This window comes from Acinetobacter genomosp. 33YU (assembly GCF_001990725.1).
GTDB lineage: Bacteria > Pseudomonadota > Gammaproteobacteria > Pseudomonadales > Moraxellaceae > Acinetobacter > Acinetobacter seifertii.
The window spans coordinates 266,563-285,595 of sequence record NZ_LFZQ01000004.1; the positions used below are offsets into that span (position 1 = coordinate 266,563).

Consider the following 19,033-nt stretch of genomic DNA (forward strand, 5'->3'; position numbering starts at 1 on the left):
TTATAATAGCTTTGTACCCAGAGGAACTTCAAACTCTGGGATACAAAGTGCTACATCCCCATCTGCGTTATGAAACCCTGTCACCAAGCATTCTGACTGAATAGGTCCGATTTGTTTTTTAGGGAAATTTACGACAGCAACGACTAATTTACCAATCAAGTCCTGCGGTTGATAAAGTTTAGTAATCTGAGCACTCGATTTACGTACACCCAATTCTTCACCAAAATCTACATGCAAAATATAAGCAGGTTTACGCGCTTTTTCAAAAACCTCAGCTTGAATAATTTTACCCACACGAAGCTCTACTTTTAAAAAATCATTCCACTCGATCTGTTCCACTTTATATTTCTCATATTCTTAAATCTTCAAATCAAAAATACACAATATAAAAAAATAAATTATTCATGTTTAATTTGAAAATTCCATGTTAAATTAAATCCGCTGATTCAAAAGCCGTAAACGTTTACGTCAATCAACGTTCCAACATACCTCCAACAAGGCTTGGAGCTATTTGTTCAAAATATTTTTTATATTTTGAATGGCACGGGCGTTTGTTGGTTTACGGAGACAAAATGGAAAACCAAAAAACTTTCTATAGTTTTAAGAAACTTCCAAGTCGCTATACTGCTATTGTTTTACCTTTTTTTCTATCCATCATTATGACTTTTGTAGTGTCCATGGTCAGTACTTTACGAAGTTTAGGATTAGAAGAGTTTTCTATAAATGTCTGGATGTCAGCATGGATCATTTCTTGGTTAATTGCTTTTCCAACACTACTTTTGGTATTACCTGTCGTTCGTAAAATCACGGCACTATTAGTAGAGCCTGTTTAAAAAATGAAAACGTAGATATTGAGTCTACGTTTTATCTAAAAATTTGGTTTTAAATATCATTAAAAAGCGATTGATAATTGCAAAGATAAATAAGCAACTAAGCTTGATAAAAAGACCATGGGTACATAGCGATAAGCTTTAAAAAGTAATTGTTCATATTTAGAAGATATTTGTTTAGCTTGCCATACACTCGCTTTTAATGCAGTGAAAAAACTCACCATTAACCATGCACTCACAATACTTAATGCAAAGAAGCCAATCATGATTTGACTGCTACCTTCTGTACTCAGCCATAGTTTTAATGAAACTTCAGCAATGGGTAATAATGCTAAAATCAATAGGACAGACTTAAGCATCGCCCAATGAAACTGATTTAGTTCATCAAGTACGAGAAATGCTTTCATTTAATCTCTCCCATAGTTTTATAAAGTGATTTTTATTTATTATGCAAAGCTTTTATTTAAATATATAGCTTATTTCCCCTCATATTTTAACTTTCTTGTAACCATTAAATATGGGAATAATTCTTATTTTAAATCTCAAATATAATTATTAACTTTATTGTTTTATTTTCAACAGCTTATTATATTTTTGTGATTAAGAAAGATTATCAATTCGAATTATCAATTTCTCTTACTATCCGAATCGATAATCTCTCTTATATTTTAATTAAGGCTGGTAATAAATATCGGCATCGTTACCCTCACCACCTTCTTTACCATCTGCACCAAATGAATATAGGTCAAAAGGATGGCCGTCTTTTCCAGGAATGACATATTGAATATCATTTTTCCAACTGTCTTTAGGGTAACCACCTTTCACATAACCACCCGGCATCCAGTTTTTTGCTGTAGCAGGTTGGTTAATAAGTGCATCTAGTCCACCTTCTTGCATAGTTGGGAAATGCCCGTTATCAAGCTTGTACTGATCTAAAGCACCCGCTACACCCTTCAAGGTAATTTGAGTCGTATCGATTTTAGCTTTTTCACTACGGCCCATAACGTTCGGTACGATTAAAGCAGCCAACACGCCTAAAATTACAATAACGACCATAACTTCAATAAGGGTAAAGCCTGACGCACGTTTCATTCGAGCACCGCTCGAACGTGCCGCAAGTCCGAAAGCTGTGCTTGAGGAACAAACATCTGATACAGAGCTATGCTCGGAATGGCACGTTGGCTCAAGCTGATTTGAAACCGCAGCTTCACTATGTTGTTTCATCACTGTTTCGCTTTGAATATTTTTTACTTTCATCATTATCTCTAATATCAAAGTTATTAAATCATATTGTTCATATTTACGATTGGCAGCATAACCGCGATTACAATAACCAGCACAATGCTTGCCATTAATACCAGCATAAGCGGTTCAAGTAATGCCAATAAGGTTGAAATAAATGTCGTCACCTCACGGTCTTGCATAGTCGACGCACGTTCCAGCATACGGTCAAGCTCACCTGATGCCTCACCACTTCGAATCATTTGTACCATCATTGGTGGGAAATAACCACTGCGCTCCAATTGCGTGCCCAAGTTACCACCTTCTGTGACACGTTCAGCAGCATGAGCAATTGAGTCACGGATCACCCAGTTATTGGTCACAGCAGCACCAATTTTTAAAGCGTCTACCAAAGGCACGCCTGAACGAGTCAAAATAGATAAAGTACTGGCAAAGCGTGCAGCATTAATACCACGGGACAGTTTACCGAATAATGGCAGTTTGAGTGTTAAGCGATCAAAAGCATAATGACCAGCCGTTGTTTTTAAAAACCGCACAAAGGCAACAACGCCTATCACAGCAAAAAGAATAATAAACACCCACGCATGGCGAATAAAATCACTCGCTTTCATTAAAGCGACTGTAATCCATGGTAAGGCATCTTTGCTTTGATCGAAGGTTTTTACAATCTCTGGGACAACGTAGGTCATTAATCCCATCACAATACCAAATGACATGAGCATTAAAATGATGGGGTAAATCATGGCACCTTGAACTTTCTTTTGCATGGCAAAACGGTTTTCGGTGTAGTCGGACAACTGATCTAAAATCAGATCTAAATGACCTGAACGCTCGCCTGCGGCAACAGTTGCAATATAAAGGTCAGGAAAACGACCTGACTGTTGCATGCCTTGCGCGAGTGAATGCCCTTCTAATACTCTTGAACGAACAGAGAGTAAAAGATTTTGCACATGTGCTTTTTCACTTTGTCTGCTCACGGCGCGTAAAGCTTCTTCTAGAGGAATTGCAGCAGCAACCAAAACGGAGAGTTGTCTGGTCATCAGTGCCAAATCATAAGCACTAAACTTTTTCTGAAATAATCCGTGGCTTTGATGCTTGTCTTTTTGTTCAACAGGATCAACGCTAATCGGAGTCCATGCTTTATCGCGTAATTGTTGGCGAATCTGACGTGCTGAGTCTCCCTCAAGCACCCCCTTTTGCTGCTTCCCTGAAGCATCAATAGCAGTAAATTGATATGCAGGCATGGTAATGTTCTAATTTTCCAAAAATAATAGTCGCTGCTGTTGCATCTATGCTACGCAATCATTCATATTCATTCTATAGCCTGTGTAGAATACCCAAGTCCTCTTCACGACGCTATGCCGTTTTTTAAAATTGACGAAATGAGCCTCTATGACCATAACGCCAAAACCTGATTCAGTTGTTTATCGTGTGCGTGTTGCCGTACCTGTGCATCTGTACGACACTTTTGACTATACACTCACCAAAGCACAATATGAACGGGCTCAGGTAGGTTCACGCGTCGCGATTTCATTTGGACGGCAAAACCTGATTGGTATCATTACTGAAAAAGTTGACCCACAAGAATCATTTACAGGCACCTTTCAGCTTAAAGCCATTTCTGACCTTTTAGATGATGAACCTATTTTAGATGAACAAGTTTTAAGTTTATTGACATGGTCTGCCCTGTATTACCAATTTCCGATTGGTGAAGTGATGCAAACTGCCCTACCCGCATTATTGCGTCAGGGCAAACCGATGGATGTATTGTTTCATCTATGGAAAATCATTCCTTGTGACAATGTAGAAGCCTTGTTAAAGCGTTCCATTAAGCAACAAGATGCGTATCAGATTTTAAAATTGCATCCTGCTGGAACTACAGAAAATATTCTTAATTTAAGTGGTGTAGAAACGGCTACGCTTAAAGCGCTACAAAAGAAAGGACTCATAGACTGTACACTTGAGCCTCATGATTTTAGCCCAGCACCTGTGCAATTGGCTCAAATGCCACTTACGCTAAATGATGATCAAAAGAAGGCGACTCAGCACGTCATTAATGCACAGCATCAATACCAAGCATTTTTACTAGATGGCTTAACTGGAAGTGGTAAAACTGAAGTTTACCTGCACATCATGCATGAGGTGTTAAAACAAGGTAAGCAAGTCCTAGTATTGGTTCCTGAAATTGGCTTAACCCCTCAAACTATTTCGCGCTTTAAGTCTCGTTTTAACTGCGATATTGCTTTATTGCATTCAGGCTTAAATGACTCGAAACGCCTACAAGCATGGCAACAGGCACAAACTGGTAAAGCATCTATTATTTTAGGAACTCGCTCAGCCATTTATACACCGCTGCCACGTCTGGGCCTCATTATTTTAGATGAAGAACATGACCTGTCTTATAAACAGCAAGAAGGTTTCCGTTATCATGCTCGTGATGTCGCACTGTACCGAGGCCACTTACAAAGCTGCCCTGTTATTTTAGGTTCGGCCACTCCAAGCATCGACAGCTATCACTTAGTAGAAACTGGTAAGTTAACTTCACTGCAACTGAACCAGCGTGCAGGCCACGCGCTTTTACCTAAAATGCATTTGATAGATCTTAAAGTTGTCAAAAAGCAGCATGGTATTAGCCAGCCTTTAATCGAGCAAATTAAAAATACCCTAGCAAGAAAAGAACAGGTTTTAATCTTTTTAAACCGTCGTGGTTATGCACCTGTATTGGTTTGTGAAAGCTGTGGATGGCAAGCAAATTGTCCCCATTGCGATGCACATTTTACGTTGCATACTCAGCCTTATTCTTATTTGCATTGTCACCACTGTGGCACAGTTCATCGCTTGCCAGACCACTGCCCTGAGTGTCAGCAGAAGAGTTTAAAAACTTTAGGTGCCGGAACAGCCAAAGTTGAAGAGCACTTACAAGAACTCTTTCCAGACTATGATGTGATTCGAGTCGATCGTGACAGCACCAGTCGTGTCGGTAGTTGGCAAAAAATCTATGATCGTATTCATCAAAACAAACCAACAATTTTGCTTGGTACTCAAATGTTGGCAAAAGGTCACCATTTTCCACATGTGACCTTGGTTGCTATTTTAGATATTGATGCAGGTTTACTGAGTGTCGATATTCGGGCGCCAGAACGTACTGCGCAGTTGATTGTACAAGTAGCTGGTCGTGCAGGTCGTGGAGAACACAAAGGTCATGTTTATTTACAGACTTTAAGGCCAGATCATCCTTTACTCACCACACTCATCGAAAAAGATTATCGGGCGGTCGCGAAACAAACATTATCTGAACGAAAAGTTGCATTACTGCCGCCTTATCGTTATGCAGTCTTAATTCGTGCTGAGTCGAAAGATCGTGACTATACCTTACATTTTTTAAATGAAGCTACCGAACAGCTTCGCCAAATTGCAGGTGATATTGTTGATATTTGGGGGCCGATTCCAGCACCAATGGAACGTAAAGCGGGACGTTACCGCGCCCATATGGTGATTTTGTCTGCCGACCGTGCTCGTCTGCATTTTTACTTAAGACAATGGTGGGCTCAGTTGGTTCATGCACCAAGACAGCATCAACTTAGACTCTCTATTGATGTTGACCCGCAAGAATTTAGTTAGATGATTTGAATATCATGGTGTGAAGAAGCCCTTTTGGCTTTACACTTAAAAAGATCAATACATTCGGGGTAATGAATGTCATTCCTACTGCAAGCAACAATTTTTCTTGGAGCTTCTCTGATTTTAGTCCCTTTGGGTAAACGCTTAGGGATTGCAACAGTTTTAGGTTATTTATTTACGGGCATCCTTCTTGGCCCAAGTGTTTTAAATATTGCCCATGACCCTGAAGCCATTATGGAATTGGCTGAGTTTGGGGTCATCTTACTTATGTTCCTCATTGGCTTAGAGTTACGTCCACAACGTTTATGGGAAATGCGTGACTCCATTTTCGTGATGGGAAGTTTGCAAGTGGTGATTACGGGCGTAATTCTTATGCTCACCGTATTGCTACTATTTCAGCAACAACTTGCTACCAGCTTTGTCATTGGTTTTGCCCTCGCACTGTCTTCTACTGCGTTTGTATTACAGTTACTGACCGAAAAACAACAACTCAATACCACCTACGGTCAGCAATCGTTTTCAATTTTGCTTTTCCAAGATATTGCAGCGATTCCTTTATTGGCAGTCATTCCACTGTTAGCAGGAACAGAATCTACTCATCATGGCATTGCTTATTTTGCTGCCATCATTGCAACATTCAGTGGTCTGTTCCTATTTAGTCGTTATGTGATGCGTCCATTTTTCCGTTTCGTTGCAAAAAGTGGTGCAACTGAACTGATTACCGCAGTAGGGTTATTTATTATCCTTGCTGTTGTACTACTCATGGATACTTTAGGAATTAGCACGACACTAGGCGCTTTCCTAACAGGCGTACTTTTAGCCGACTCGGAATTCCGTCATGAACTTGAAGCAAGTATTGCTCCATTTAAAGGACTATTACTTGGTTTGTTCTTTATGACTGTGGGCATGACCACGCAACTGTCGTTACTAATTGAAATGCCTTGGCTCATTATTGGTGGAGCGGTCGGTCTGTTGGTGATAAAAACCCTCGTGTTAACTGCGATTGCCCGCTATAAAAAATACAGTTGGAACAATAGTCTGCTGCTTGGAACTTGCTTGGCTCAAGGTGGTGAATTTGCTTTTGTCATTTTAAGTCTTGCGAAAAGTGAAAAAGTTTTAACTGATGCTTTATTAGAGCCTGTTACGCTAATTGTGACGTTGTCGATGGTCCTTACACCAGTAATTTACTGGATTATGGCAACTAAAATCATTCCTTTGTTTAATAAAGAACGTCCACCTGAGTATGATGAAATTCCTCAGCAAGATAATCCAATTATCATCGCTGGGTTTGGTCGCTTTGGACAAATTATTGCACGTATTGCCCGCTTGCAGCACTTAGGCTTTACTGCGATCGACAACAACCTTCATCAAGTGGACTTTGTGCGTCGATATGGCGGTAAACTCTATTACGGTGATGTCACGCAACCTGATTTACTTCGCTCGGCAGGCATTGAAAAAGCCCAAGTATTTATTTTGGCAATTGATGATGTCGAAGACTCGATGAACGTTGCACGACATTTAAGATTGAACTATCCAAATATAAAGCTACTAGCACGCGCTCGTGACCGCCATCATGTACACCTGCTAAGAGATTTAGGTGTTGAACATATTTGGCGTGAAACCTATTTATCATCATTAGGTATGGCTTATCGCGCTTTACGCGAACTCGGTATTTCTGATGAACAGGCTTATAATAATATCGAAATCTTTCGAGATTATGATGAGAAACTACTCATACAGCAGCAAAGCATTTATACCGATGAACAAAAGGTTTTTGAAACCCATCGTAATGCGCTGGCTGAACTTGAGCATCTATTTGAAAGCGATGCACAGCAAGCCACATCAAGACATGACGTGGACTTAAAGCGTCATTTACAACCAAATCGTATCGACATTACACGAGATCACGAAGAATAACTTGAGATTTCGCAAAATGGCTATATTAAGGACTTATTCACATTGCCTAAATGATTGCGACAATCGGTACAAAAGTTGCCGTTGTCCTGCTTGCAGCTTCGCTGCATTCCCTAAGCTTGATTAAACCGAAGTTGTTATAATCTGCTTAGGGCCCTGGAGAATATTATGTCTGATTTACGCCAACGCTTTTATATAGAGGACTTTCCTGTTCGTGGTGAAGTAGTTCATCTAGAAGAAGCATTACAAACTATTTTAGCTCAACGCGACTACATGCCTGCGGTTAAAATTCTACTAGGCGAGATGTTGAGCGCGACTGCATTACTTGCAAGTACTTTAAAAATCAAAGGCCGTATCAGCTTGCAAATCCAGGCTAGCGGCTCTTTCAAATGGGCTATGGCTGAATGTAATCACTTAGGTGAGGTTCGTGCTTTAGCAGACTACGAAACAGATCCACGTTTTGTTGAAGCAACTGACAGCAGTACAGTCCTTGGTGCTTTAGTTAATCCAATTTTATTTATTAACATCGAGCCTGAGCATGGTGAGCGTTATCAAGGGATCGTCCCTCTTGACCAGACAAATCTAGCGGGTTGTTTGATGCAGTATTATGATTTATCTGCTCAAATTCCAACTCGTATTGTATTGGCAAGTACAGCTAAACGTTCTGGTGGTTTACTCATTCAGTTATTACCTCGTCATGATGAAGAAGAGCAAAAACTGGTTGATGAAGACTTATGGCCACGTTTGACTATGCTGACTGAAACGCTTAAGCCTGAAGAACTGACTGAGCTTTCAGCGAATGAGATTTTATATCGTCTGTATAACGAAGAAGAAGTACGCTTGCCAGAAGTTGAACACTTAAAATTTGGCTGTACATGTTCTAAAGAACGTTGTGCTAAAGCATTACTTCAAATTGGTGTTGATGCTGTTCATGAAACACTGGAAGCTCAGAACCCAATTCAAATGGATTGCCAGTTCTGTAACACTCGTTACGAGTTCACTGCTGAAGAAGCACTGGGTTTATTTGGCGAACATTTGAGTTAATTACTCACCTCATAAAAAGGCGGTCAAACCGCCTTTTTATTTATCTATAGTTTTTGATGATAATTTTCAGCATCTTATTTTAAATCAGTTAATATGAGTTTACTTTATAGCCTAATAAACAAGATGCTTATATTTCATGAATTATTTTGATTATTTTCTCTTTATTTTTAGTGTCATTATTATGATTGCTACCCCTGGCCCAGTCATGATTTTAGTGGCAAGCGCTGGGCTTAAAGGCGGCTATAAAAAAGCACTCGAAACCATTTTTGGTACAAATCTCGCATCACTGGTTTTAATTTTTATTTCAGTACTCGTACTCAAAGGAGTACTCGGTATTAATGAAAGCTATTTAAATATTATTCGTGTTTTAGGCTGCCTCTATATTGGCTATTTAGGATTTAGTATTCTTAAAGAAGTGATTCAAGCTCCACATCCAGAAGCAATACAAACCGTTTCTGCCCAAAATGGTGGTTTTAAAAAGGGCTTTTTGGTCGGTATTTCAAATCCTAAAGATATTATTTTCTTTTCAGCTTTCTTTCCTCAGTTTGTCTCTATTTCACCTAACTTAAATTTCAGTCTAACTGTTCTTACCCTGACATGGATTGTTTTGGATTTTTTAACCCTGTCTTTAGTGTATGTGTTTTTCCGCCGTCTTTCCAACAGCCACTTATATCCTAAAATACTCGGCTTATGCGGCCTATTGCTTTTATTAATTGCCTTATACGGTTTATATCAGACTTTTATGTAAAGATTGAGAGGCATAACCCTAATCGAATTATGTCTCTTCCACCTTGTCTCTCCATTTCTGTAAGAGAACAACTCTTATACAATCTAGCTCATTGAAAGCCTTAAAAATTGTTTCATAATGAAATAAACAACACCATCGTGATAAAACATTATGGCTAAAAATTATTATGAAGAATTAGGGGTTACACGAGAAGCCTCTGCTGATGAAATTAAAAAAGCATATCGGAAATTAGCTCGTAAATATCACCCCGATATCAGCAAAGAAAAAGATGCAGAAGAAAAAATGCAGGCGATTAACGTTGCCTATGACACGTTAAGCAATGCAGAAAAAAAAGCTGAATATGACCAAATGTTAGATCACCCACAGGGATTTAATGACTTTGGTCAAGGTGCAGCTCAAGGTGGATTTGATGGCGCACGTTTTTATCGTCAGGGCTTTACGGGCGGCGGTGGTGAACAAGCTGATTTTAGCGGTTTCGAGGATTTGTTCGGCCGTTTTGGTGCTGGTTTTGGTGGTGGGCAACAACAATACCAAAGACAACAACGCAGTTACCGAGGTGAAGATCAGCATGCCAGCATAGAGGTTGATCTTGATATTGCCTACCATGGATCAACACAACAGATTACCTTACAAATTCCGACTGTGAATGTCTATGGTGAGCCTGAGGTACAACGTAAAACCCTACAGGTGAAAATACCGAAAGGCATGAAGGAAGGCCAACAAATTCGCCTAAGCGGACAAGGACAAAGTGGTATCAATGGTGGTGCCAACGGCGATCTTTATATCGAGATTCAATATAAAGATACCGATCGTGTTCATGTCGAAGGCAGTGATGTATATTTAACTGTAGATGTAGCACCTTGGGAGGCAGCATTAGGTCAAGGTATTGAAGTAAAAACACCTGCTGGGTCGTTACATGTCAATTTGCCTAAAAATGCAAAACAAGGACAACAGCTACGTTTAAAAGACAAAGGGATACCAAATAAAACGCCAGGCCATCTTTATTTAATTTTAAATATTGTATTCCCGCCTGCACATTCTGAAAAAGAAAAAGAAGCGTATCAGCAATTGGCTGAAGCCTTTGCTTCATTCGAACCTCGTTCATCTCATTAGGGAGCAAGATCATGACAACCATCCATTATCGAGAAATTGTATGTGACGGCCACACCTTTAGTGCTGAAGTCGTTGATGAACAATCTACATTTGACTTACAACAATTTGCCCAAGCCTGTGGTCAAAGCCCGGACTGGATTCTAGAGCTTATTGAGTACGACATTTTAGTGATTGAAAGTACACCTGAAAAACATCAGTTCATGGGTGAAGATGTCGTTCGTGCTCGTAAAGCGTATCGTTTACAACGTGACTTTGACGCAAGTTTGGCAGCAGTTGCGGTGATGTTAGATTTGATTGATGAAGTGCAACAACTTAGAAAACAGTTGAAGCATTTTCATTAAGATTTTTCTTCTAAATAATATTTCACACAGGTATGAGCTAACGTGATGGGCGGCATGGATGCCGCCTTTTGGGCTGCGGTAACATGGATGTACCGTCAGCCCAAGAAAGGGGTTTTGTTACTTTTGCCCAGTCAAAAGTAAGGATATGCCTATGCAATAAGTATCAAGTTAATCCCTAAATTTGAGGCAGTACTAACAAATCAACTTTACTGATTTTGAAAATTCCTATTACTTCAACCGAGTAATCTTCTCCACTTCCTTCAATGTCTGCTTAATCGGCTCATATTCCAAAAACCAGAACAAATTCATCCGCTCTTGGCGGTGCTGCTGAGCCAATAAATCAATAACACTTTTCTCGCCACGCCCTACCAAATGCTGTCGATAGAAGTAGTAAAGCAAGAAAACCGTACTGAGCAACATAACACCGAGCATAATCCAGAATCCCACTGGCGACTTAAGCCCTGGAATAAACTCAAAGTTCATTCCATAGATACCTGTTAAGAGTGTAAGCGGTGCAAATACGGCCGTAATAATGGCAAGAATACGCATATTTTCATTGGTCTGGTTCGCAATCGCTGAGAAATGCAAATCAATCGCCGACTGAATAGCGCTACGTAAACGTAAAGTATGCTTTTGAATACGTTCGACATGACTCATTAAATCATTCAAACGAACTAACAAAAGATCTTGAGAACTATGTGTCCGCTCACCAATCACATGATGATAGTTTTCTACAATTTCATCTCGAAACTCTTGTAGGGTTTCAATTTGTTCTTCACAAAGGTTTTCGACCTGTTGAAAGGCCATATTTTCATGAAACAGTTGATGCCATTGTTTAAAACGGCGATTGCCCTGTAGTAGTTGTTGTTGCCAATGCTCGACCCTTCTAGTTAAAGGTGAACGAATATCCAGATAACCATCCACCATGCTATTGAGCAGACGTAAACACAAATCTACAGGTGAATTAGGCAACTTACGGGTTTTGTTTTGCTCTTCTAAGGTTTTACATAAAATATTTTCAAGACGCTGAATATAATTTTCAATCGACTTGTTGCCCTGCTCACGTACGCTAATGAGTACTTTAGGCGTAAAAATAAAACTAATTGGCGTGGTGGCTAAGCCAAATACACTCTCGTGAGTTTCCCCATTTTTAATTTCATCATCAGGTGTCACGAGCTTTTTGAAAATGAGCAGGTCATATTCTTCAAGTGTATCAAAGGCACAAGGATGCTCAATATTGGCAATATCTCGCATATGAAATTCATTAATTGCGACATCTGAAAGCTGCTGAATTTTTTGTTGCCATTCTTCATTATGGTTAACAACGTCAGATCTCACACTATCAATCCAGAAGAACTCTAGAACATGTTCAGTGTGCTTTTCTCGGCTCAAAAAAACATAGCCATCCTTTTGATGACGATAAAAATAATAAACCTGCATACCACGTCGATCTGTTTGTGTATTACTTGCATCATGCCATAAAAAAAGCCCGCATCAAGCGGACTTTTTTATTAGTGAGTTAAGCAATTATGCTTGCTCAATATCTTTCATAGTCAATTTGATACGACCACGGTTGTCAACATCAGCAACTTGTACTTTAACTTCCTGACCTTCTTTAAGAACGTCAGTTACGTTCGCAATACGCTCATTCGAGATTTGCGAAATGTGAAGAAGACCATCAGTACCAGGCATAATGTTTACGAACGCACCAAATTCTACGATACGAATCACTTTACCGTCATAGATTTTACCTGGCTCAACTTCAGCAGTAATCGCTTGGATTTTTGCAATCGCAGCTTTAGCAGCAGCTTTAGTTTCACCAAATACGCGAACTGTACCGTTATCTTCGATATCGATTGCAGCTTTAGTTTCTTCAGTAATTTGACGGATAGTTGCACCACCTTTACCAATTACGTCACGGATTTTGTCCGGATTAATTGTAATTACTTCAAATGTTGGAGCATGCATTGAAATTTCAGGACGAGCGCGTGAAATTACTTTGTTCATTTCATTAAGGATGTGCATACGACCAGCAAATGCTTGGTTTAACGCAACTTCCATAATTTCTTCAGTAATACCTTCGATCTTGATGTCCATTTGAAGTGCAGTAATACCGTTTGCAGAACCTGCTACTTTAAAGTCCATGTCGCCAAGGTGGTCTTCGTCACCCAAGATGTCAGAAAGTACAGCGAAACGCTCGCCTTCTTTCACTAAGCCCATTGCGATACCAGCAACTGGCGCTTTAAGTGGAACACCTGCATCCATAAGTGATAATGATGCACCACATACAGAAGCCATTGAAGATGAACCGTTAGATTCAGTAATGTCAGATACAATACGAATCACGTACGGGAAGCGGTCAGCAGTAGGAAGAACTGCTTGAACACCACGACGTGCTAAACGACCATGACCAATTTCACGACGTTTAGGACCAGACTCACGACCTGTTTCACCTACAGAGTATGCAGGGAAGTTGTAGTGCAACATGAAGTTGTCAGTTTTAGTACCAGAAAGCGTATCAACCATTAACGCATCACGAGTATTACCCAAAGTTGTTGTTACCAACGCTTGAGTTTCACCACGTGTAAATAATGCAGAACCGTGAGCACGGTCTAATACGCCAACTTGAACGTCGATACCACGAACAGTTTTAGTATCACGACCATCAATACGTGGCTTACCTGACAAGATGTTGTCACGTACTGTGCGGTATTTAAGGTCTTCAAATAATTCGTTTACTTCGTCAGCAATACCAGTTTCGTCATTTTCAGGAACGAACTGAGCTACAGCTTCTGCATAAAGCGCATCAAGTGCTGCATAACGGTCTTGTTTAACTGCAATTGTATATGCTTCAGAAATTTTAGCTTCAAAAGCTGCTTTTAATTGCTCAAGGAGTGCTTCATTTTTAGTTGGAGCAACCCAAGTTGATTCAACTGCACCAGCAGCGGCAGCAAATTCTTTAATTGCTTGAATCGCGATTTGCATTTCGTCATGACCGAAAAGCACCGCACCAAGCATTTGGTCTTCTGAAAGCTCTTTCGCTTCAGACTCAACCATTAATACAGCAGACTCTGTACCAGCAACCACAAGGTCAAGATCAGATTGAGCAAGTTGTTCAAAATTCGGGTTTAAAACGTATTCACCGTTAATTAAACCAACACGTGCGCCACCAATTGGACCACGGAAAGGAGTACCAGCAATAGACAATGCTGCTGATGTACCAAGCATTGCTGCGATATCAGCATCCATAGTTTTGTCAGAAGAAACAACTGTTGCTGTTACTTGAATTTCGTTGAAATAACCTTCTGGGAACAACGGACGAATTGGGCGGTCAATAAGACGTGAAATTAAAGTTTCAGCTTCAGACGCACGACCTTCACGCTTACCGTAACCACCAGGGATACGACCCGCTGCATATTGTTTTTCTTGATAGTTAACTGTTAACGGGAAAAAGTCTTGACCCGCTTTTGCTTTAGGTTGAGCAACAACTGCAACTAAAACAGTTACACCACCCATTGTGATTAAAACTGTATTCGCTTGACGAGCAACGCGACCCGTTTCTAAAACGACTTGATGTTGACCGAATTGGAATTCTTTACGAACGATGTTAAACATTGACATGTATTGTATTTTCCTAATTTTATTCTAGTGAGACCCCTAAGGTTTGGCATTCAGACTACACCAATTGGTAGATAAATGACAAAGCTTAGAAGCCATCACACTAGATCAAAAATTTTAAATAATATTAAACGCAAAGAAGGAGCGCACAAGCGCCCCTTCTATAAATCGCCTAACGGTGATTAGACGAAACTTTCTTTTCAGGAACAAAGCATAGCAACATGCGATAAACCGAAAACAAAGCAAAATCGAATTAACGACGTAGACCTAAAGCACCGATCAAAGCAGTGTAACGCTCGTGGTCTTTACCATTTAAGTAGTCAAGTAATTTACGACGTTGGTTAACCATACGGATCAAACCGCGACGGCTATGGTGGTCGTGTTTGTGAGCTTTAAAGTGACCTTGTAAATCATTGATTTGAGCAGTCAATAAAGCTACTTGTACTTCTGGTGAACCAGTGTCGTTTTCAGCGCGAGCAAATTTAGCAATGATCTCTGCGCGGTCTGCATTAGTTAAAGCCATTCGATTTCTCCGAGATGCTTAAAAAATAAAATGATATGAATCAGTTGAGCGCAACTGACTGCCGTGCATCACTACAGCAAGTCGCCTATTTTAAGGTATCTATATATGGATTGCAAAATTGTTTTCAGTTACCCGTCATTTTAGACACTGACATCAGCGTCCGAACCCTTCACACTTGGCCTTCAATAAAAAGAAAGAAGCGCGAGGGACGTGTGAAAATATTTTCGACTAATACCTGTCCGGTACCAGACGATATTGGATCGGTCATTCATCACAAAGATGAAGTGCCTGCCGAACTGGGCGGAATGAATGAACATCAGATTCAAAAGATCTGGAAAAGTATTGAGTCACTCTATAAAACCGGGAACTATCCGCTCATTACTTTTTGTTTACGTAGACAAGGGAAAATTTTATTAAATCGAAGCATCGGCTATGCTCAGGGGAACTCTCCAGCAGGTCTGCAAAATAATGCACTCATTGCAACGCCTGACACTCCTGTTTGCTTATTTTCAGCCTCAAAAATGATTACTGCCATGTTGATTCATCTTTTAGATGAAAAAGGTGAAATCAACTTACTCGACCCTGTCAGTTATTACATTCCAGAATATGGTGTAAATGGGAAGCGCCGTGCGACGATCTTTCATTTATTAGCACATCGTGGCGGCATCCCGTATATAGACGGCGAAGTCACTCCTGAACTGCTTTTTGATAAAGATGAAATTTTAAAGCGGCTATATGCAGCAAGACCCGTTTCTCCAGCAGGTAATCATCTCGCCTATCATGCTGTAACTGCAGGTTATATTTTGGGAGAAATTATTGAACGGGTCACAGGACAAGATCTTCGTCAGTTTGTACATGAGACCATCGAAAAACCAATGGGTATGCCCTATTTTAACTATGGTTTGAAGCCAGAATATCGTGCAAAAGTCGCACTCAATTGTGCAACAGGCTTACATCCTCGCTTAGGGACAGACCATTATCTCAATCATGTATTAGGCGGCGGTTTACAACTCGCTGTAGATGTCACTAATGACAGCCGCTTTATGGATACGATTTGTCCTGCCGGTAACATTTATACGAGTGCCGAACAGGCTGGACGTTTCTTCGAAATGCTCTTAAGTGGTGGAAGTTATCAAGGCAAACAAGTTTTAAGTGAGAAAACAATTTTTAGAGCAACTCTACCGACCACAGGAGTTAATATTGACCGAACCTTATTAATCCCGATGCGTTATGCATTAGGTCCAATGCTCGGTAGCAATCCGGTAGGTTTATTTGGTCCAATGACTGGTCAAGCTTTTGGTCATCTTGGTTTTTCCAATATTTTATGCTGGGCCGATCCAGAGCGTGATATTAGCGTTTCTCTGTTGACTACCGGAAAATCCGTAGTAGGTACTCATCTGCCTGCTTTGGCAAATCTGCTCTATCAAATTTCTAGCCAATGTCCTCGAATTCCTAGAGATCAACGTCGTTCATTGTTCGGTAGTGACTCACATGAAACAGATCTAGTTTAAATAGCAATAATCTAGCTATAAAATAAAAAACCCAAGCATTTCTGCTTGGGTTTTTGGCGCTGTAGTTCTTATTTATCGTGTTTATCGCTGTTCTTATTGTTATATGTGAGATGCTTTATACATCTTTCTTCTAGTTTTACTCACTTCCGTTGTTTTTATTTCTATTTCCTTATGGGATGTATTCTCTCATATCCAATTATGAAGAAAAGTAGTATTTTTCTTATCATCATGTAAGCAAAAACGTACAGGTCTGTCTAATATTTAGTGTTTGTCTGTAACAGCTAAATAACGTACGGTTCTGTATAACATTTAACTTAACAATTCACGGAAAAAATGACTATTTAAGAATCATATTACAAATAAATATATTAATAGGATTGTTTTAAATTGTTGATAATAAGGACAAGAAATCGTGTGAAATACATAAAGATTTATTTAATTTATTTGACATGATAAAAACTCAAAATATAAAAAAGCCCTGTAGTCTCTCCCAAAACTACAAGGCTTAGCGGCTGTAAGTTTCCTCTTTATTCACCTACTTCATTGTAAGTTCGCAGTCTCTCGACTTAAGTTATTATTATTGTGCGATTTTGCCCGACATTCCTTGCCAAGCTCGTTGTGCGTTTATAATCTCAAAAACAGGGGGTGTTCTCTAGCAGCAAATATCTCGAATCTATGTAAGCTTTTTCTTACAAAGGTCAAAATATTAAGTTTGACTTAACGAACTAACCGATTAACCTTTTCAACTAAACCGCTTCTTCTTGTCGTACGAACTGTAAAAGATTGTAATAAAGCCTCAGGGTGAACCAAAAGACTCACTACCTTTTTCGCTCGTGTAATCGCAGTGTAAATAAGTTCTTGGCTTAGCAAATTCTTGGCAGCCTGATCAAGTACAACAGCAGTATGCGTAAATTCAGAGCCTTGCGATTTGTGAATGGTTAAGGCAAACGCACTTTGAATACTTTTAGGTAGTCTGTTTGCAGCAACCCATTTATTTAAACTAGGAAAATACACTTCAAACTGTTGAGGCTGAGTACGGTGTTCAAAACATAAACCAATGTCACCATTTGAAATGCCAAGTTGGTAATCGTTATAAGTCATCATAACCGGACGACCAACATACCACCCTCCTAAAGTCACGATACCCAGCTGTTGTTGTAACCAACGTTCGGCATATTGATTAAGTTGCTGTAAGCCAAATGGTCCATGACGTACAGCAGTTAAAATACGGTAGTCATCGAATGACTTAACGATATTTTCAATATGCTCAATTGAGCGATCATCTTGTAAATAAGCTTTTAGGCTTTGCACATAGCCTTGAAAACCCACCATCAACTTTTGATAGTAAGCTTCTAGCTCTATAGGTGACTCTTCAGGTAAGTATTCAAGCTGAACCACATCGGGCATATCAACTTCTAAAGGAATTGAACGTAACTCTGAAACCTGAACAATATCAATTTCAAATTGCTGCAAAACCTGCTCATGATTGATCTGACTGGTTTGCATTTGAATAAATCGTGCCACTTGCCCAATTAACGCACCTTCTGCAAAACGGCGGCTGGTTTGAAGGTGAACACGGTTTTCAGACAAAGCGTCGATTTGCTGTAAATCCGCAAGTACCGCTCCAACATCTACTGAAGCAAGCTGGTTGGCATCGCCTAGCAAAATAATTCGGCAAGACTCAGGCACCGCTTCAAATAATAAAGTTGCCAGATTTAAATCCAGCATAGAAGCCTCATCCACCACAATAACGTCATAAGGCAAAGTCTGCTTTTGATTAAAACGTGGAGTTTGACTATGCCCCATACCCAATAAGCGATGAATGGTTTGGGTACTTTGGCTTCTTAGCTCGTCACTCATCAGCCCCGACTCAAGCAGTTTTGGGTCATTAAACGAGTTTTGTAAGGCTTCTTGCATACGCTGTGCAGCTTTACCCGTCGGAGCTGCCATTGCTACACGAATATGAGGAATTGCTTGACTCAGCACAGCAATAATACGAGCGAGCGTATAGGTCTTACCTGTCCCCGGCCCACCTGTAATGATACTTAAGCTCTGCTGAGTCACCATTTGCAAAGCAGCTTGCTGATGTGGGTCAGTGAGTAAGTTTAAATGCTCTTCACACGAAACTGGTTGAATTGGTTGTTGCTTTAATCGACGAATTTGCTCAGCTAGACGTTGCTCTAGGTTCCAATATCGGTATAATGCCAACCCCTGCCCGTCGTGGACACAAGGGGCAACTTGAGACATCGCTTGTTCTGCGGATATCACCAGTTGACCAAGTGTTTCTGTTTCTTCTGGGCTAATCGCAATACAACTGTCACCTTGCAAGCTCGCTTCAATAAGCTGCTGCAAAAAACAAGCTGCCTCTGGAGCTTGTGTCTGTGCAGTAAACGGAGCTTGATTTAGAAAGGTACTCCAAGTCGTCAACCAGCTTAAATCGCTTTGTTCAGGGCTATTTAGATTGTCCACACACTTATCCACCTAGTTTTCCACACGCTTGTCCACATGGTTATAGACAGGATTATCCA

Annotated in this window: 16 protein-coding genes; 8 read left to right on the forward strand and 8 right to left on the reverse strand. The window is 40.0% G+C overall.

Features of this window, described 5'->3' with window-relative positions; translation table 11 throughout:
- Entirely contained in the window at positions 1-339 is a 339-nt protein-coding gene (locus AC056_RS04180) for a tRNA-binding protein (protein WP_000434938.1), read from the reverse strand.
- A 233-nt stretch (positions 340-572) separates the two neighbouring features.
- Between AC056_RS04180 and AC056_RS04185 the strand changes: the two genes are divergently transcribed.
- Positions 573-833: a DUF2798 domain-containing protein gene (locus AC056_RS04185; RefSeq protein WP_019456904.1), complete on the forward strand. Its 261-nt coding sequence runs from the start codon at positions 573-575 to the stop codon at positions 831-833.
- Between the two features lie 59 nt (positions 834-892).
- Here AC056_RS04185 and AC056_RS04190 read toward each other — a convergent pair whose 3' ends face one another.
- From AC056_RS04190 to gspF, 3 genes are all read right to left on the reverse strand, one after another.
- Positions 893-1,237 (reverse strand): hypothetical protein, encoded by a 345-nt coding sequence (locus AC056_RS04190; RefSeq protein WP_019456903.1) that lies wholly within the window; start codon positions 1,235-1,237, stop codon positions 893-895.
- Positions 1,238-1,502: 265 nt separating this feature from the next.
- Positions 1,503-2,087, reverse strand: coding sequence for a type II secretion system major pseudopilin GspG (gspG, locus tag AC056_RS04195; protein ID WP_039251176.1), 585 nt, complete (start codon positions 2,085-2,087; stop codon positions 1,503-1,505).
- A 23-nt stretch (positions 2,088-2,110) separates the two neighbouring features.
- A complete protein-coding gene (gene gspF / locus AC056_RS04200) occupies positions 2,111-3,316 on the reverse strand; it encodes a type II secretion system inner membrane protein GspF (RefSeq protein WP_004699003.1) in 1,206 nt (401 codons plus the stop codon).
- Positions 3,317-3,464: 148 nt separating this feature from the next.
- On the opposite strand from gspF, the gene AC056_RS04205 reads away from it, so the two are divergent.
- The 6 genes from AC056_RS04205 (at position 3,465) to AC056_RS04230 (ending at position 10,853) form a co-directional block, all read left to right on the forward strand.
- Positions 3,465-5,693 (forward strand): primosomal protein N', encoded by a 2,229-nt coding sequence (locus AC056_RS04205; RefSeq protein ID WP_077162828.1) that lies wholly within the window; start codon positions 3,465-3,467, stop codon positions 5,691-5,693.
- Positions 5,694-5,768: 75 nt separating this feature from the next.
- On the forward strand, positions 5,769-7,610 hold the full coding sequence (locus AC056_RS04210; protein ID WP_077162829.1) for a monovalent cation:proton antiporter-2 (CPA2) family protein: 1,842 nt from the start codon (positions 5,769-5,771) through the stop codon (positions 7,608-7,610).
- A 165-nt stretch (positions 7,611-7,775) separates the two neighbouring features.
- On the forward strand, positions 7,776-8,651 hold the full coding sequence (locus tag AC056_RS04215) for an Hsp33 family molecular chaperone HslO (RefSeq protein ID WP_004699009.1): 876 nt from the start codon (positions 7,776-7,778) through the stop codon (positions 8,649-8,651).
- Between the two features lie 136 nt (positions 8,652-8,787).
- Complete coding sequence (locus AC056_RS04220) at positions 8,788-9,399, forward strand: LysE family translocator (RefSeq protein ID WP_004699012.1); 612 nt, start codon at positions 8,788-8,790, stop codon at positions 9,397-9,399.
- A 150-nt stretch (positions 9,400-9,549) separates the two neighbouring features.
- Positions 9,550-10,512: a DnaJ C-terminal domain-containing protein gene (locus tag AC056_RS04225; protein WP_019456898.1), complete on the forward strand. Its 963-nt coding sequence runs from the start codon at positions 9,550-9,552 to the stop codon at positions 10,510-10,512.
- An 11-nt stretch (positions 10,513-10,523) separates the two neighbouring features.
- Positions 10,524-10,853: a chaperone modulator CbpM gene (locus AC056_RS04230; protein WP_019456897.1), complete on the forward strand. Its 330-nt coding sequence runs from the start codon at positions 10,524-10,526 to the stop codon at positions 10,851-10,853.
- 228 nt (positions 10,854-11,081) lie between these two features.
- On the opposite strand, the gene AC056_RS04235 is transcribed toward AC056_RS04230, so the two are convergent.
- The 3 genes from AC056_RS04235 to rpsO form a co-directional block, all read right to left on the reverse strand.
- A complete protein-coding gene (locus tag AC056_RS04235) occupies positions 11,082-12,293 on the reverse strand; it encodes a magnesium transporter CorA family protein (protein ID WP_049065194.1) in 1,212 nt (403 codons plus the stop codon).
- 87 nt (positions 12,294-12,380) lie between these two features.
- Entirely contained in the window at positions 12,381-14,468 is a 2,088-nt protein-coding gene (gene pnp / locus AC056_RS04240; protein ID WP_171262119.1) for a polyribonucleotide nucleotidyltransferase, read from the reverse strand.
- Positions 14,469-14,724: 256 nt separating this feature from the next.
- Positions 14,725-14,994 carry a 30S ribosomal protein S15 gene (gene rpsO, locus AC056_RS04245; RefSeq protein WP_001229357.1) on the reverse strand — a complete coding sequence of 90 codons (270 nt, stop codon included), beginning with the start codon at positions 14,992-14,994 and terminating at the stop codon, positions 14,725-14,727.
- Positions 14,995-15,206: 212 nt separating this feature from the next.
- Here rpsO and AC056_RS04250 point away from each other — a divergent pair, with 212 nt between their 5' ends.
- Complete coding sequence (locus AC056_RS04250) at positions 15,207-16,505, forward strand: serine hydrolase domain-containing protein (RefSeq protein WP_077162868.1); 1,299 nt, start codon at positions 15,207-15,209, stop codon at positions 16,503-16,505.
- 717 nt (positions 16,506-17,222) lie between these two features.
- Here the strand turns inward: AC056_RS04250 and recD are convergent.
- Complete coding sequence (gene recD, locus AC056_RS04255) at positions 17,223-18,974, reverse strand: exodeoxyribonuclease V subunit alpha (RefSeq protein WP_077162831.1); 1,752 nt, start codon at positions 18,972-18,974, stop codon at positions 17,223-17,225.
- Positions 18,975-19,033: the final 59 nt, after the last annotated feature.

What these genes read in the sequence shown, in the direction of transcription:
- rpsO (WP_001229357.1), bottom strand. Translation starts at nt 14,994, where the DNA reads ATGGCTTTAACTAATGCAGACCGCGCAGAGATCATTGCTAAATTTGCT.
- AC056_RS04235 (WP_049065194.1), bottom strand. Translation starts at nt 12,293, where the DNA reads ATGCAGGTTTATTATTTTTATCGTCATCAAAAGGATGGCTATGTTTTT.
- AC056_RS04230 (WP_019456897.1), top strand. Translation starts at nt 10,524, where the DNA reads ATGACAACCATCCATTATCGAGAAATTGTATGTGACGGCCACACCTTT.
- gspF (WP_004699003.1), bottom strand. Translation starts at nt 3,316, where the DNA reads ATGCCTGCATATCAATTTACTGCTATTGATGCTTCAGGGAAGCAGCAA.
- AC056_RS04205 (WP_077162828.1), top strand. Translation starts at nt 3,465, where the DNA reads ATGACCATAACGCCAAAACCTGATTCAGTTGTTTATCGTGTGCGTGTT.
- AC056_RS04190 (WP_019456903.1), bottom strand. Translation starts at nt 1,237, where the DNA reads ATGAAAGCATTTCTCGTACTTGATGAACTAAATCAGTTTCATTGGGCG.
- gspG (WP_039251176.1), bottom strand. Translation starts at nt 2,087, where the DNA reads ATGAAAGTAAAAAATATTCAAAGCGAAACAGTGATGAAACAACATAGT.
- AC056_RS04210 (WP_077162829.1), top strand. Translation starts at nt 5,769, where the DNA reads ATGTCATTCCTACTGCAAGCAACAATTTTTCTTGGAGCTTCTCTGATT.
- AC056_RS04220 (WP_004699012.1), top strand. Translation starts at nt 8,788, where the DNA reads ATGAATTATTTTGATTATTTTCTCTTTATTTTTAGTGTCATTATTATG.
- AC056_RS04215 (WP_004699009.1), top strand. Translation starts at nt 7,776, where the DNA reads ATGTCTGATTTACGCCAACGCTTTTATATAGAGGACTTTCCTGTTCGT.
- AC056_RS04225 (WP_019456898.1), top strand. Translation starts at nt 9,550, where the DNA reads ATGGCTAAAAATTATTATGAAGAATTAGGGGTTACACGAGAAGCCTCT.
- AC056_RS04185 (WP_019456904.1), top strand. Translation starts at nt 573, where the DNA reads ATGGAAAACCAAAAAACTTTCTATAGTTTTAAGAAACTTCCAAGTCGC.
- pnp (WP_171262119.1), bottom strand. Translation starts at nt 14,468, where the DNA reads ATGTTTAACATCGTTCGTAAAGAATTCCAATTCGGTCAACATCAAGTC.